Here is a 14,309-nt window from a genome sequence, read left to right on the forward strand (position 1 = left end):
AGCCAAGGCCACAGAGGTATAGTGTGAAAAAAGCCAATAAAAACAATGCCAGTCAGGCTTAACTGACTGGCATTACGCCATAAGGCGCCTTTTTATCCTTCAGTTACCGCTGGATCAGTTGAAGAACCAGTAACCGCGGTTGACCAGACGGGTCAGCAGTTGCAGGAAACCGGCCTGATCGGCCAGTTCAACCATGTCGGCCTGAGTGATGATGTCTTTGTCACACAGCAGCGAAATGGCCGCCGCATCTTCGCTTTGCAGGGTCCAGGCTTCGCCGTCGATATAGCACTGCTGGCTATCACCGCTAAACCAGACCGATCGCAGGCCCGGTACCTTGATGGCGGGCTCGCCCTGGGTCAGCAGGTCGGCAACCTCTTCGGCGCTGTAGTCCGGTTCCACCGGATTGACATCCAGATCGTGCTTGGCCTCGGAGATCATGGTGCCGAACCACTCCTTGAACAGGGTCTCGTCATCGAGCGCCTGCTGCATCAGCTCACGCAGACGGTGCAGCTCGTGGGGCTGGATCTCGCCGTGACGGGCACGGGGCTTGAGATCCGGGTCGCTGTAACGCTCGGTACGCACCTCGTTGTCGATCAGGTGATCGGCAAAGGAGGAGATCAGCGCCTTGGCATCCGGTGCGCGGAAGCCGACCGAGAAGTTCATGGAGGGCTCGATGGCGTAGCCTTCGTGGGGGAATCCGGGCGGAATGTAGAGGATATCGCCCGGCTCCATGATGACGTCGATGATCGCCTCGAACGGCTCGCAGTGCAGCAGCGCGGCGTGGGCGGCAAACTCGTTGAGCGGCAGCGCATCGCCGACACGCCAGTGACGCTTGCCCTGGCCCTGGGTGATGAATACATCGTAGTGGTCGATGTGGGGGCCGACACCCGCGTGGGGGGTGGAGAAGCTCACCATCACGTCGTCCAGTCGCCAGCCGGGGATAAACTGGAACGGCACGGCCAGCTCGTTCACCTCGGGCGCCCAGTGGTTGCAAGCCTGTACCAGAATGGTCCAGTTCTCTTCGCCCAAATGGTCATAGGATTCGAAGGGGCCGTGGGCTGCATCCCACTTGCCGTCGAAACGGGTGACGAGGCGGGACTCGACCACCTCTTCCATGGCCAGACCCGCCAGCTCGTCTGGGCTGATGGGATCCTGAAAGTCGGTGAAGCCGCCCTTGATAAGGAGCGGGCGCTTCTGCCAGTAGTGCTCGAGGAAGTGAGCGATATCCAGATTGAGTTCGTACATAGATCTTCTCGTCAAAGGGTTCGACAAAGGTCAGGAGAGGTCTTGCCAGAGGCGGCTGCCAAGCTCGGGCAAGCCCTCTTGCAAACCCTGTATAGGGTGCCACATAAAATAACCGGGGCCCTGTTGCAGATCATGCACAGGGCCCCGGTCGTGTTACTTATCCGCTTATTTCAGCAGATCAACCAGACGCTGGGCGTCACCGATGTAGTTGGCCGGGGTCAGCTTCTTGAGCTCCACCTTCACCGCTTCCGGCAACTCCAGAGTGTCGATAAAGGTACGCATCCCTTCGGCATCGACGCGGCGACCACGGGTCAGCTCTTTGAGCTTCTCGTAAGGCTTCTCGATACCATAGCGGCGCATCACGGTCTGGATCGGCTCGGCCAGCACTTCCCAGTTGGCATCCAGATCGGCGGCCATGGCGGCACTGTTGGCTTCCAGCTTGGAGATGCCTTTGAGGGTCGCCTGATAGGCAATCAGGGAGTAACCCACCGCCACACCCAGGTTGCGCAGCACGGTAGAGTCGGTCAGATCACGCTGCCAGCGGGAGATGGGCAGCTTGCTCGCCAGATGCTGGAACACCGCATTGGCCAGACCCAGATTGCCTTCGGAGTTTTCGAAGTCGATGGGGTTGACCTTGTGCGGCATGGTGGAGGAGCCGATTTCACCGGCGATGGTGCGCTGCTTGAAGTGACCCAGCGAGATGTAGCCCCACACATCGCGGTCGAAGTCGATCAGGATGGTGTTGAAGCGGGCCATGGCATCGAACAGCTCGGCGATGTAGTCGTGCGGCTCGATCTGGGTGGTGTAGGGGTTCCAGGTCAGGCCCAGGGAGGTCACAAACTCCTCGGAGAACTGGTGCCAGTCCACATCCGGATAGGCGCTGATGTGGGCGTTGTAGTTGCCGACCGCACCGTTGATCTTGCCGAGGATCTCCACCGCCATGATCTGCTTGAACTGGCGCTCCAGACGATAGGCGACGTTGGCCATCTCCTTGCCCATGGTGCTCGGGGTGGCCGGCTGACCGTGGGTGCGGGAGAGCAGTGGCATGTCACGGTATTCGTGGGCCAGACGCTTGAGTTCGGAAATCAGCTTCTCGCAATAAGGCTTGATGACCTCTTCGCGGGCGGTTTTCAGCATCAGACCGTGGGAGTTGTTGTTGATGTCTTCCGAGGTGCAGGCGAAGTGGATGAACTCGCTGACAGCCGCCAGCTCCGGGTTCACTTCGACTTTCTCTTTGAGGAAGTACTCCACCGCTTTCACATCATGGTTGGTGGTGCGCTCGATCTGTTTGATACGGGCGGCGTCACTCTCGTTGAAGTTGCTGACGATGCCATCGAGCAGGGCGTTGGCGGCCGCGCTCAGGGCAGGGACTTCCGGGATCCCGGTGTGGCTGGCCAGTTTTTGCAACCAGCGCACCTCGACTTCGACGCGAAAACGCAGCAGGCCGAATTCGGAGAAGATAGGGCGCAGGGCATCGGCCTTGTCGCCATAACGACCGTCAATCGGGGAAACAGCAGTCAGCGCGGACAGCTCCATGGGGTGAACTCCTGATGATTTGTGTGGGGGTATCCGTATCCACTCGCGCGTGGGGCTGAGTCGTCATCAAGGCGGATGTGCGGCTGTTCACCCTGATGTCGACCTCGCTTGCCCGCGCGCGAGCCGATGATTAGTAACGTTTGGCCAGCTCCACCATCTTCTTGCGAGCGAAGATGATCTGGGTGCGGCTGCCACCGAGCTGACGCCACAGCACGCAGGCACGAATGCCCGCCAGCAGCAGGGCGCGCACCTTGTGCTGCACCAGCGGCTGCTGCAGGAACAGCGGCGTACCCGCAACCTGGATTCTGGGGCCGATCGGGCTGATAAGATCGCTGTAGATGCTCGCCATGTTGGCCAGGATCTGCTCGTCGAGCAGATCGAAATGCTGTTGCTGGCGGCCAATCTGGCTGATCCGCTCACCCAGCATATTGAGAATGTCCTTGCGCTTGGCCAGCTTGCGCTCCAGTGCAATCAGGCTCACCACATAGCGGGTCAGCTCGGCATTCTTCTGGCTGCCGTCGGCTCCCAGCTGCTCGACCAGCGCGCGGTAGCCGTCGCGAATGGCCAGATGGGTGTTGTTGAACACCTCGAGCGGCTGGCTCGGGTTGGTCACCAGAATGCTGGAGAGGCTCTCGCGCAGGGCCGCCTCGTCACAGCTGCCGTCTCGGGCCACCTTCTGCACCAGATACGCGGCCTGGCAGATGCCGGCAAAGGCCATTGTTCTGTCTTGGAATTTGTCGCTCATATCTTCACGGCCCTGTTCTGTTCATTCACTGGCAGATATCCGCTGCAGGCCATGATCCGGCCTTGAAATGTGTCGCTCATATCTTCACGGCCCTGTTCTGTTCATTCACTGGCAGATGCCCGCAGCAGGTCATGATCCGGCCTTGGAATGTATCGCTCACGTCTGCTGCCTTCTGTTAAGGATTCAAACCGGATGACTGAAACGTTGTTCGATGATGCCACCGCCCAGACACACTTCCCCGTCGTAGAAGACGGCGGACTGGCCCGGGGTCACCGCAGCCTGTTTCTCGTCGAAGATGACCCGGATGGTCTCGTCGTCGATGGGCTGGATCAGGCAGGGAATATCCTGCTGGCGGTAGCGGGTCTTGACGGTGCAGCGACGCGGCTCGCGGATCGGGGTGCGATCTACCCAGTGCAGTTGGCTGGCAATCAGGCCATCAGAGTAGAGGCGGGGATGCTCGCCCTGCGCCACCACCAGCACGTTGCGTTCGACCTCTTTGTCGACCACATACCAGGCCTCTTCGGTGGCATCTTTGCGACCACCTATACCGAGCCCCTTGCGCTGGCCCAGGGTGTGATACATCAGACCCTGATGCTCACCGATCACCTTGCCATCCACGGTCTCGATGTTGCCGGGCTGGGCGGGCAGGAACTTGGCCAGGAAGTCCTTGAACTTGCGCTCACCGATAAAGCAGATGCCGGTGGAGTCTTTCTTCTTGGCGGTGATGAGATCCAGCTGCTCGGCGATGCGGCGCACCTCGGGCTTCTCCAGATCGCCAACCGGGAACAGGCTCTGACCCACTTGCTTTTCGCTCAGGGTATAGAGGAAGTAGCTCTGATCCTTGTTGGTATCGAGACCGCGCAGCAGGCGCGGGCGGCCGGTGCTGTCGTCACGGCGCACATAGTGGCCGGTGGCGATGTAGGTGGCACCCAGCTCTTCGGCGGCAAATTCGAGGAACGCCTTGAATTTGATCTCCTTGTTACACAGGATATCCGGGTTCGGCGTACGGCCAGCCTTGTACTCTTCGAGGAAGTGCTCGAACACGTTGTCCCAGTACTCGGCCGCGAAGTTGATGGTGTGGAGTTTCATCCCCAGCTTGTCGCAGACGGCCTTGGCATCAGCCAAATCCTGGGCGGCAGAGCAGTACTCGTCCGTGTCGTCTTCTTCCCAGTTCTTCATGAACAAGCCTTCGACCTGATAGCCCTGCTGCTGGAGCAGGTAGGCCGAGACGGAAGAATCCACGCCGCCGGACATGCCGACGATCACCTTGATTTGGCTGTTGTCTGTCATTAGTCGAAGTTACCAGTTCGTTTAAACGGGGCGTATTCTACCAGAGTTTTGCGCCCCCGGTCACATATCCATGCCGCAGTTCCCATCAGGAACCTGATAGCAGGAAATCGTTTTTCTATCGTTGGCCTGCGCCGCCTTAAAATAGTGTCAAATGGCCTCAAATAAAGGCCTTGAGCGCCGAGAGCGGCAGCCGTGTCCCCGCCAGATAATCCTGAATGCACTGCCATACCAGCGGGCTTCTCAGGGCCGGTTTGCATTCCGCTATTTCTTCCAGAGTGAGCCAGTGGCACGCCAGCACATCGCCGTCAGGATCCTCTGGATGGTGCTGACCCGGCGCTTTTTCAAGGTCGAAGATCAAGGCGGTGCGCACATAGGTAGCCTCGCTGTCGGCCGGTTTGAACAGATAGGTGCCGAGCCAGGCGGTCGGCGTGGCGGTCAGCCCCGTCTCCTCTTTGAGTTCGCGACAGGCCGCTTCCAGCAGGTTTTCCCCCGGCTCCACATGACCGGCGGGCTGGTTGAAGCGGCGCTGGCCTTTAATCTCCTCTTCCACCACCAGAAAGCGGCCTTGCCACTGCACCACAGCGGCGACCGTCAGGCGCGCCTCCATGCGGGCATGGCTGGTGGTCGATTGCTCTGCCTGATTGCTCATCATGACTCCTTGTCGCTGCTATTGGGATTGATTGCGCGGGCCGGTCTACGTGCCGTTCCTCGCCCGCTGCTGCGGGGTTTGCCGCCGGTCGGACTTGAGGTTGAACGCTCGGTTACGTGAGTGCTGCGGGGACGCTCGTCCCGTCCCGGCTGGCTGGCCCGCCGTGGTGCATCCCCTGCCGGTTTGGCGGTATGAGCCCCCGCACGGAAGGAGGATGGACGCGGGCGGCTGGTGGAGAGCGGCGCCAGCTCGGGGGCGGGCAGGCTGCGGCTTGTCCCCGGCGCCAGATCATCTAACGTCCAGTCGCCGATGGCGTAGCGAATAAGGCGCAGGGTGGGGTGGCCGATATGGGCAGTCATCCGCCGTACCTGCCGGTTGCGCCCCTCGATGATGGTGATCTCCAGCCAGCTGGTGGGGATCTCCTTGCGCTCGCGAATGGGCGGATTGCGCGGCCACACCGCAGGTTCATCCATGATGCGCGCCCCGGCGGGCAGGGTCATGCCGTCATTGAGCTCGACGCCAGCGCGCAGGGCAGCCAGTTTATCTTCGCTCGGAATGCCTTCCACCTGCACCCAGTAGGTCTTGGGGGTCTTCTCCCCCGGCTGGGTGAGGCGCGCCTGCAGCTTGCCGTCATTGGTGAGCAGCAGCAATCCCTCGCTGTCGCGATCGAGCCGCCCTGCGGCATAGATGCCGGGTTCCTTGATGTAATCCTTGAGGGTCTCCCGGCCCGCCTCGTCGGTGAACTGGCAGAGCACCATGTAGGGCTTGTTCAACAGCAACAGCTTGCGATCTTCGGGCGCCAGCTCCGGTTTGCGGGGGGCGGCATGACGGGGTGCGGCTGGTTTGGCCGCCGAGCGCGGGGCGTTATCGCGCGGCGAACGGCTGACAGAGAGACGGGAACGGGGAGATTTCATCGGATACACACTTCAGACAGACGATGGCAGCGAGTGTACCACAGGGTGCTGAGGGCAGGATGAATGGCTGCGTGACAAGACGCGTGCAAAGAGCCCCGTATGACATGGGGCCGGGGGGTTTAACGTCGCAGGCTTAACTCAGCAGGCTTAGCTCAGCAGGCTCTCGATCACGATAGCCTGACGGGCGGGGGCCGAGCCCGCCTGCAGCAGGGCGTGGCTGACCACATCATCGATCATCGCCTGCGCCAGTCGGGTAAGGGGGCGCAGGGTCTCCCGTCCGCTGCCTACCGGCACCGCCAGCAGAATAATGGTCTCTACCGGCCCAATCTGGGAGCCCCACTCGATGGGCTCTTTGCAGCTAAGCAGGGTCAGCGCTGGCTGGCTTATTCCTTCGCTCAATACATGGGGCATGGCAAGGCCCGGGCGGATGATGGTGGCCGAGACCTGCTCGCGCCGCTCTACCGCGGCGGTCAGGGTGGTGCGGTCGGTGACCAGCTCGGCGGGCAGCAGATCGATCAGATGCTCGAGCGCCTCGGCCTTGCTCAGCGGCGCTGGGCTGTGGGCCAACTGGCGCAGGGCAAAATGGTAGTCGGGCAGGGCATTGGCCAGTCGCAACTCTGCCAGCGCGGCGGTGCGCGGGCGCACCAGCGGTTGACCCAGCTCCCCGCACCAGCAGGTAAATGCCATATGGGCCAGCTCGGCATCGCACCCTTCGATCTGCAACTGGCAGAGATCGCCGGGCTGGGTGGCGAGGGTGAGCAGGGAGAGCTGGTTGCTGGCGGCAACGGTCTGGCGCCGGGTGAGGTTGGCGCAGCGGATGGTGGATTTGAACATCCCCGCCAGCCGGTTCAACTGCTTGGCCTGGGTGATGCTCAACCCCTGCTGGCAGTAGAAGGTGATTTCGCGGGTCAGCATCAGGCCGGGATCGGCAGGGCCTTGAGTACGGCGTTGGCATCCAGCAGCACGGTTTCCAGTGTCACCTGATGGATGGGGCAGCCGAGGAAGCGCTCTTTCTGCTCAATCTCGATATCGGAGGCAATCAGCACCAGATCGGCGCTGGCAATATCGCGGGCGGTCAGCATGTTCTCCATGCCCATGGCGCCCTGTGTTTCGACCTTGATCTTGAGCCCCAGCGCAGTGGCGGCTTTTTGCAGGGCATCGGCAGCCATATAGGTATGGGCAATACCGGTCGGGCAAGCGGTGACGGCGACGATCTTCATCTGCTCTCTGTGATGCTGACAAGGGGGAGCCACAAGATAGCGCCAGCGGGGGGCTTTTACCAAAAGTCCATATGAAAAGTGGGATCTTGATGGGGATATGCCTGCCCCTTGAGCGGCAGTGCAGGCAGATGTCGGGCCAGTCGGGTGTCTGGTTTCCCAAAACAACAGGGCCACCCGTGTGGGTGGCCCTGAACAATCAGCGACAATCTTGAGGGGATCAGGCGGTCTGGGCAGCCAGCTCGGTGGCTTTCAGTTCGCGCTTGATGCGGCGGATCTTGCGCTCTTCGGCCACGGCTACGCAGGCCATCAGCACCAGACAGGTGGCTGCGGCGATGTCCAGCGCGGCGAAGGTGCCGGTCCAGCCGGTCAGGCCGAAGATGGGGGTGCCATCGGCGATCATGCCCAGACCCAGTTTGGCGAAGCTGTCACCGATGAGGTAGGCAAAGGTGCCCTTGACGCCATCGGCCACGCTGATGCCCTGCTTGGGTACGAAGCCCACGGCGGCCACGCCGATCAGCAGTTGCGGACCAAACACCAGGAAGCCCAAGGTGAACAGGGAACCCAGGAACATGAACTGGGTAGTCGCATGCTGGTAGAGACCCAGGGTGGCGATGATCAGCGCCAGCGCCACGCAAGCCACCAGACCACGACGGCCGTTGGCCAGATCGGAGAGGTAACCCCACATCAGGGTGCCGACCAGTGCGCCCACTTCGAAGAAGGTGAAGCCCTGAATGGCGATCTCTTTGGAGAAGCCCAGCACCTGGTGAGCGTAGACGGTGGACCACTGGTCGATACCGATGCGCACCACGTAGAGGAAGATGTTGGCAAAGCAGAGCAGCCAGATCACCTTGTTCAGCAGCACGTACTTCACGAAGATCTGACCCTTGGTCAGCTTCTGCTCTTCGGTGGCGATATCTTCTTCGCTCGCCACTTCGTCAAACAGCTCTTCCACCTTGCCCAGGCCATAGGCTTCCGGTGAATCGCTACCAAAACGCAGGCCGATAAAGCCGACGACCAGCGCGATGATGGACGGGAAGATAAACATGCCGAGCACGTTGCCATCAAACAGGTAGTTGGCACCGAACAGCGCCACACCGGCCGCACCGGCACCGCCCACGTTGTGGGAGAGGTTCCACATACCCAGATAGGTGCCGCGCTTGTTGCGCGGAGTCCACTTGGTGATGGTGGAGTAGCTGCACGAGCCGCCACAGCTCTGGAAGAAACCGCTGGCTGCGTAGAAGAAGATCATGAAGTAGAGGCTAAAACCGGTGCCGCCCATGCTGGCGCTGAAGCCCAGCATGCACAGAGCGGAGAGGATCAGCATCAGCGGCAGGAACTGCTTGGTGTTCTTGCCATCGGCGTAGTAGGAGACGATGGTCTTGCCCACCCCGTAGGTGATGGAGAAGCCAAGGCCGATCATGCCGAGCTCGGTCATGGAGAGACCGTACTCCTGGATCATGTCATTTTGCGCAATGTTGAAGTTCTTGCGGATCAGATACATGGTCAAATAGCCAATAAATACAACCAGATAAGATTGCATAAACGGCTTGAACCAGAGCTTGCGCCGGGCTTCGACCGGCAGGTCCAGGGTGGGGACCCGGACCTGTTGGAGAAATTTCAACATCTTCGTTCATCCTCTGCGAGATAGACGGTATTTCCGCCGCGCCCCTCATTTGTAGATAGGTTGTAAGAGGTCACGCCACGGAAGGGGGAACGGAAAGTCAGGGGCTGCCAGCCGTTGCTGCGCTCGACGCTCCATCCATATAAACCCGGGCCCGGCACGGGATGACGGGGCACATTGCCCGTCGTGGTGCGGGTCACGACATCAGGTGAGGTGACTCTAATCAGGGGTGAAATAAATGGCTTGAGAGCCATCCCTAGTGGGGCTAGGAAATTTTCCTAGTTTTGTCCGATTTGGACCCCAAGCGTGAAGAGGATCACATTGAGCAGGCCAGATTGATGACGAAGTGGCCAGCTTGGCGAACGGTTTGGCTGTCACAGTCCGGTGACATGGCCGCCCGGTGCAAGCGGCCTTGTATTGGTTTTTCGGTTGTCTAGACCTTCAGCAGAGGGGATGGCGAGTAGTCATGTCTGTCTGCCTCACTGATGTCAGAGGAGGCCGATAATCGGCTCAGACTATGGTGATGCAGGGTGGTCAGGGCCTGATAGAGGGTGCTGCCATCCATGGCGCTCAGGGGATGCTGGCTCCAGAGGATGAGATGATTATCCGGAGAGAGTGCGATACGCGGGCTGGCGGGATTGGCCGAGAAGAGATTTTGTTGCAGTAGCGCTATGGCCTGCTCTGCATCTTTGAGGGGAGAGAGGCGCATAAAGAGGGCAAGCTGGCTATCGCCGATCGCTGCCAGATGGATGGTATGGCTATTGTCCAGTGTGATGCTGGCAACACCCTCTGTGGTAGTGAGCGGGATCCCGAGGTGGTGGCCCAGGGCGTTTAACGCGGCGTCAAATTGTTCGTTCATGTGTGGCTGCCTGCAGCAGAGGTGGAGAGAGGTGGGCAAACTATCGAAAAACAACCATTTCATTTGTCATTTATGGGTGTCGATTTTGTTGCTATCGGTCACTTTGCAATATGGCTAAAAATTTCCGACCGGCAGTGCAAGGAGAGGGGAATAGCACTTTTTATACTCGCGGCTCACTCATGCCATTCGAGGTAAACATGACCTTAGCGATTCACTCTCTTCACCAACAGGTAACCCGACTTGTCGAGCAGCAACATGGCGAGGTGACCGGCAAATTGAGAGGCGGCGTGGCTGCCAACACGGAGGGACGTTTTCAGGGGTTGACCGTCACCAATGGTGCCCGGGATACAGAAAAAGCATTCGCCCGGGAAGTGCTTCATCATGTGCAGGAGATTGCCCTCAATCAGAACGATGTCGCTGAGCTGCACAAGAGCACAGTGCGTTTCAATCAGAACAACTTTGAGCTGCGCAGCCTCGGCCATGGCCAGAGCCAACTGGTGGGATTGCGCAGCGACCAGCTGACCCTCAGGGATGCCAAGACCTTGCTGGATGCCGCCATGCGTCAGCAGGGGGCACAACGTCACGGGGCGAGCGCGCCAGCAGGTCAGGATGCGCCGCCATTGCCGCCACGTCAGGCTCCGGCCCTTCCTCCGCGCAATGCCGGCCCGGACTGGCCCAGCAGCATGAACGACTGATGAGTGCCGCGCCCAGAATGGTGACCCCTGCGGCGGTTGATCCTTACGGGGTGCAGACGAAGCGGGAACTGAGCAGCAGGCTGGCCGGTTTACAGCAACAGCTGCAACCCTCGGTGCAACCTGATCGTTATCTGCAAAGCCGCGATGGCAGTCAGCTCAACCGCTTCAACGATATTCGCGCCAACAAGATGACCGCCGTGCGCCCTGATCTCAACGCCAACTATGTGCAGGTCGGAACCCATCGCTCCATTGCTTGCCAGTACCCGCTCGACAGTCAGCTGGAGAGTCATCTGCAGATGCTGTTCGACAACCGGACGCCGGTACTGGCGGTTCTGGCGTCCGCCAACGAAATCGCCAATCCCCAGTTCAAGATGCCCGACTATTTCCGTCAGAGCGGCCAATATGGGGCGGTATCGGTAAAGTCCGATCACAAGATGAGTGTCGACCTGGGTGATGGCATTCAGGCCGATGTTTATCAGATGGCACTGACCATGCCCGGCTCTGGCAAGAAGGGGATCCAGGTGCCCGTGGTTCATGTCAGCAACTGGCCCGATAAAACCGCCGTCAGTGCCGAGGTGACTGAACGGCTGTCAGCCCTGCTGGAGCAAAATGCGCAAGCGAAGCGCGCCATGTATGAGAAGGCGGGCAGTTCGGCGGTGGGGGATGAGAACAAATTGCTACCGGTGGTTCATTGCCGTGCCGGGGTGGGACGTACCGCTCAGGTGATCGGTGCCATGGCGATGCATGAGCCGCGCAACAATCAGCTGAGCGTGGAGGATGTAGTCAGCAGCATGCGCACCAGCCGCAATGGCGTTATGGTGCAAAAACCGGAGCAGCTGGAGGTATTGATGACCCTGGCTCAGCATCAGCAGCGTCCATTACTGCGGGCATAACAGAAGGCAAATCCCCTTGGCGGGTTTGTTCGACAAACGCAAAGAGGCCACCCCGTGGGGTGGCCTCTTGTCATGTTTTACGAGCCTCGATGGCGAGGGGGAACTCAGGCCGCCTTGGCCAGGGTCACCTCGTCACTCTTTTTGACCCGCAGCTTTTTCAGGGCAACCGCCACCACGCCGGTGACGATGGCGCCGCAGACCATGCAGAGCAGCGCCAGCAGCGGTTTGTTGACCGCACCCAGCAGGGCGACGATAGGGCCACCGTGGGCAACGCTGTTGGTGATGCCAAACAGGAAGGCCATCACTGCAGCGGTCATGCTGCCCAGAATGTTGGCCGGAATAACGGCCAGCGGGTCACGGGCGGCGAACGGAATCGCCCCTTCGGAGATCCCCACCAGACCCATGGCACCGGCGGCTTTGCCCGCTTCGATTTCAGAGGCATCGAAGATACCCAGCTTGCGACCGAGCACGGTAGCCAGCGACATGCCGAGCGGCGCGGCCGGGATGGCGCAGGCCATGGCTCCCATAAACTGGGTCTGACCGGAGGCAATCATGCCGACGGAGAACAGGAACGCCACCTTGTTGACCGGGCCACCCATATCAAAGCCAGCCATACCACCGAGCACGATACCCAGCAGCACCAGGCTGCCACCGCTCATGGAGAGCAGCATGGCGTTGAGGCCAGTCATCATGTCGGCAATCGGGGCGCCGATGATGAAGATGAATACCGCAGCGATAAACAGGGAACCCACGATCGGAGCGATCAGGATCGGCACCAGCGGTTGCACCATCTTGTGGTACTGACGGGTCGCAATCCAGCGCACCAGATAGCCGACCAAGAGGCCCGCGATGATGGCACCGATAAAGCCGGTTCCGGCGTCAGCGCCGTAGAAGCTGCCGTTGTTGGCGATCCAGCCGCCGATAAAGCCCGGTGCCAGCGCCGGACGATCACCGATGGCGTAGGCGATATAGCCCGCCAGAATGGGGATCATCAGGGTGAAGGCGGCCACGCCCACGTTGAGGATCTGGTTCCACATGCTCCCTTCCGGGATCTGCATGCCGCTCGGGGTCGGGTTGCCGCCGATGGCCAGCGCCAGCGCAATCAACAGACCGCCGGTCACCACGAACGGGATCATGTGCGATACGCCGTTCATCAGGTAGCGATAGAGATCGGAACTGCCGCCTGCGCTCTTCTCGTCACCCTTTTTATCTTCTTTGCCAGCCACATAGGCCGGGGCTTTCAGCGCCTGCTCAATGAGACCCTTGCCATCCTTGATGGGGGCCTTGACGCCGGTCTTGATCAGCGGCTTACCAGCGAAACGGGCCATGTCCACCTGCTTGTCACAGGCAACCACGATGGCAGTGGCGCGGGCAATCTCGTCCGCGGTAGGGCTGTTCTTGACGCCGATGGAGCCGTTGGTCTCCACCTTCACCTCATAACCCAGCTCGCGGGCGGCGCGCTCCAGCGACTCGGCCGCCAGATAGGTGTGGGCGATACCGGCCGGGCAACCGGTGACACCGATGATGAAACCCTTGCTGGTGGCCGGGGCCGCGTTCTGCTCCTCTTTCTTGGCCAGCAGCAGCGCCAGCGCGTCGGCCGGGCTCTTGGCCGCCAGCAGCTTGGCGATAAAGCCCTCTTCGATCAGCTTGCCGGAGAGCTCGGCCAGCACCTCGATATGGTGATTGGCGCCGCCATCGGGGGAGGCGATCATAAAGAAAATGTGGGACGGCTTGCCATCTTCGGCGCCGTACTCGATGCCGTTGCGGCTGATGCCGATGGCGACCGCCGGGTTGCAGACCGCCGCACTCTTGGCGTGGGGCAGGGCCACGCCCTCCTCAAAGCCGGTGTTGCCCAGCTCTTCGCGGGCCCACAGATCCTTGATAAAGGCCTGCTCGTCGCTGACCTTGCCTTGCGACGCCAGCAGGCGGGCCATCTCGGTGAAGACCTCTTCCTTACGCGTCGCTTTCAAATCGAGATTGATCAGGTGTTCATTGATCAAGGTGGTGATCATGGCGCTCTCCCCGCTTCCGGTGACGGAAGCTATGCGTGAGTACGTATCGACGTACTGGATAAAAATGACCTGAACATTATCGCGGCTCGCCCGCCCCCTCCCTATCGGACAAATGTGCTAATCACTGGATTTTTGTGCGCAGTAAAACGCGATGTGATGAAGATCCCGTTTTCAGGCAGGACTCGCCATTTTCAGGTCATTTCTAATTTTTTCTTTAAAAACAAACAAATGAATTGGTGTCAGGCGCGCGGCAAGGTTTGTTATGCGCCATATCAATAAATTAATCACCTGCAGGATCTGGATTTATATGTGGTTTAACAGCGTCGCGAGATGTGACCTCTCTCACAAAAAGTCGCGGTTTCGCCGGGCGGATTAGGATTTTTATGCGCCTGATGGCGGAGGCCAATTGGATTGGCAGAGCGAGCGCAGAGGGGGATGGGAGACGTAGGGCGCAATGAACGAAGCGAATGGCACCGCCTGTTTGGGAAGCGCGTGTGGTGGCAAGAGAGGAAGTGGCTGAAAAGATAGAGGTGATGACGCGAATGTCCGAATACGCTGCGCTATTCGCACCAGCGGGCCATGACAGTGCAGGCACGAAATGAATGTTGCATCTGTCAGTTTAAAATACTG

General features: G+C 60.0%; 11 protein-coding genes and 1 pseudogene. 1 reads left to right on the forward strand and 11 read right to left on the reverse strand.

The window, feature by feature from the left end:
- Positions 1-114 precede the first annotated feature (114 nt).
- The 10 genes from BSP75_RS11675 to BSP75_RS11720 all read right to left on the reverse strand — a co-directional run bounded on the left by BSP75_RS11675 (position 115) and on the right by BSP75_RS11720 (position 10,079).
- On the reverse strand, positions 115-1,245 hold the full coding sequence (locus BSP75_RS11675) for a cupin domain-containing protein (RefSeq protein WP_075113287.1): 1,131 nt from the start codon (positions 1,243-1,245) through the stop codon (positions 115-117).
- 165 nt (positions 1,246-1,410) lie between these two features.
- Positions 1,411-2,781: an adenylosuccinate lyase gene (gene purB / locus BSP75_RS11680; RefSeq protein ID WP_075113288.1), complete on the reverse strand. Its 1,371-nt coding sequence runs from the start codon at positions 2,779-2,781 to the stop codon at positions 1,411-1,413.
- A gap of 130 nt (positions 2,782-2,911) precedes the next feature.
- Complete coding sequence (gene hflD, locus BSP75_RS11685; protein ID WP_005334622.1) at positions 2,912-3,526, reverse strand: high frequency lysogenization protein HflD; 615 nt, start codon at positions 3,524-3,526, stop codon at positions 2,912-2,914.
- Positions 3,527-3,709: 183 nt separating this feature from the next.
- Positions 3,710-4,816, reverse strand: coding sequence for a tRNA 2-thiouridine(34) synthase MnmA (gene mnmA, locus BSP75_RS11690; protein WP_043850388.1), 1,107 nt, complete (start codon positions 4,814-4,816; stop codon positions 3,710-3,712).
- Positions 4,817-4,973: 157 nt separating this feature from the next.
- The gene (locus BSP75_RS11695) at positions 4,974-5,465 is read right to left on the reverse strand and encodes an NUDIX hydrolase (protein WP_075113289.1); all 492 of its coding nucleotides are present in this window, start codon (positions 5,463-5,465) and stop codon (positions 4,974-4,976) included.
- Positions 5,465-6,379 (reverse strand): 23S rRNA pseudouridine(2457) synthase RluE, encoded by a 915-nt coding sequence (gene rluE / locus BSP75_RS11700; RefSeq protein WP_075113290.1) that lies wholly within the window; start codon positions 6,377-6,379, stop codon positions 5,465-5,467. Before rluE ends, BSP75_RS11695 begins: the two co-directional genes overlap by 1 nt.
- A 147-nt stretch (positions 6,380-6,526) precedes the next feature.
- Positions 6,527-7,294, reverse strand: coding sequence for a PTS sugar transporter subunit IIA (locus BSP75_RS11705; RefSeq protein WP_075113291.1), 768 nt, complete (start codon positions 7,292-7,294; stop codon positions 6,527-6,529).
- Positions 7,294-7,599, reverse strand: a complete 306-nt coding sequence (locus tag BSP75_RS11710) for a PTS fructose transporter subunit IIB (protein ID WP_042656196.1) — start codon at positions 7,597-7,599, stop codon at positions 7,294-7,296. Before BSP75_RS11710 ends, BSP75_RS11705 begins: the two co-directional genes overlap by 1 nt.
- A 217-nt stretch (positions 7,600-7,816) precedes the next feature.
- Complete coding sequence (gene uhpT / locus BSP75_RS11715; RefSeq protein ID WP_042656195.1) at positions 7,817-9,223, reverse strand: hexose-6-phosphate:phosphate antiporter; 1,407 nt, start codon at positions 9,221-9,223, stop codon at positions 7,817-7,819.
- Positions 9,224-9,653: 430 nt separating this feature from the next.
- Positions 9,654-10,079, reverse strand: a complete 426-nt coding sequence (locus BSP75_RS11720; protein ID WP_082040814.1) for a CesT family type III secretion system chaperone — start codon at positions 10,077-10,079, stop codon at positions 9,654-9,656.
- Positions 10,080-10,276: 197 nt separating this feature from the next.
- On the opposite strand from BSP75_RS11720, the pseudogene BSP75_RS21270 reads away from it, so the two are divergent.
- Positions 10,277-11,667: pseudogene (locus tag BSP75_RS21270) on the forward strand (protein-tyrosine phosphatase family protein).
- Positions 11,668-11,771: 104 nt separating this feature from the next.
- Here BSP75_RS21270 and BSP75_RS11735 read toward each other — a convergent pair.
- Positions 11,772-13,679 carry a fructose-specific PTS transporter subunit EIIC gene (locus BSP75_RS11735; RefSeq protein WP_075113293.1) on the reverse strand — a complete coding sequence of 636 codons (1,908 nt, stop codon included), beginning with the start codon at positions 13,677-13,679 and terminating at the stop codon, positions 11,772-11,774.
- Positions 13,680-14,309: the final 630 nt, after the last annotated feature.

Origin of the sequence: Aeromonas sp. YN13HZO-058 (genome assembly GCF_001921245.1) — a bacterium.
Taxonomy (GTDB): Bacteria; Pseudomonadota; Gammaproteobacteria; order Enterobacterales; family Aeromonadaceae; genus Aeromonas; species Aeromonas allosaccharophila.

Coding starts and splice junctions, on each gene's coding strand:
- BSP75_RS11695 (WP_075113289.1), bottom strand. CDS start 5,465: ATGAGCAATCAGGCAGAGCAATCGACCACCAGCCATGCCCGCATGGAG.
- uhpT (WP_042656195.1), bottom strand. CDS start 9,223: ATGTTGAAATTTCTCCAACAGGTCCGGGTCCCCACCCTGGACCTGCCG.
- BSP75_RS11675 (WP_075113287.1), bottom strand. CDS start 1,245: ATGTACGAACTCAATCTGGATATCGCTCACTTCCTCGAGCACTACTGG.
- mnmA (WP_043850388.1), bottom strand. CDS start 4,816: ATGACAGACAACAGCCAAATCAAGGTGATCGTCGGCATGTCCGGCGGC.
- BSP75_RS11735 (WP_075113293.1), bottom strand. CDS start 13,679: ATGATCACCACCTTGATCAATGAACACCTGATCAATCTCGATTTGAAA.
- rluE (WP_075113290.1), bottom strand. CDS start 6,379: ATGAAATCTCCCCGTTCCCGTCTCTCTGTCAGCCGTTCGCCGCGCGAT.
- purB (WP_075113288.1), bottom strand. CDS start 2,781: ATGGAGCTGTCCGCGCTGACTGCTGTTTCCCCGATTGACGGTCGTTAT.
- BSP75_RS11720 (WP_082040814.1), bottom strand. CDS start 10,079: ATGAACGAACAATTTGACGCCGCGTTAAACGCCCTGGGCCACCACCTC.
- hflD (WP_005334622.1), bottom strand. CDS start 3,526: ATGAGCGACAAATTCCAAGACAGAACAATGGCCTTTGCCGGCATCTGC.
- BSP75_RS11705 (WP_075113291.1), bottom strand. CDS start 7,294: ATGCTGACCCGCGAAATCACCTTCTACTGCCAGCAGGGGTTGAGCATC.
- BSP75_RS11710 (WP_042656196.1), bottom strand. CDS start 7,599: ATGAAGATCGTCGCCGTCACCGCTTGCCCGACCGGTATTGCCCATACC.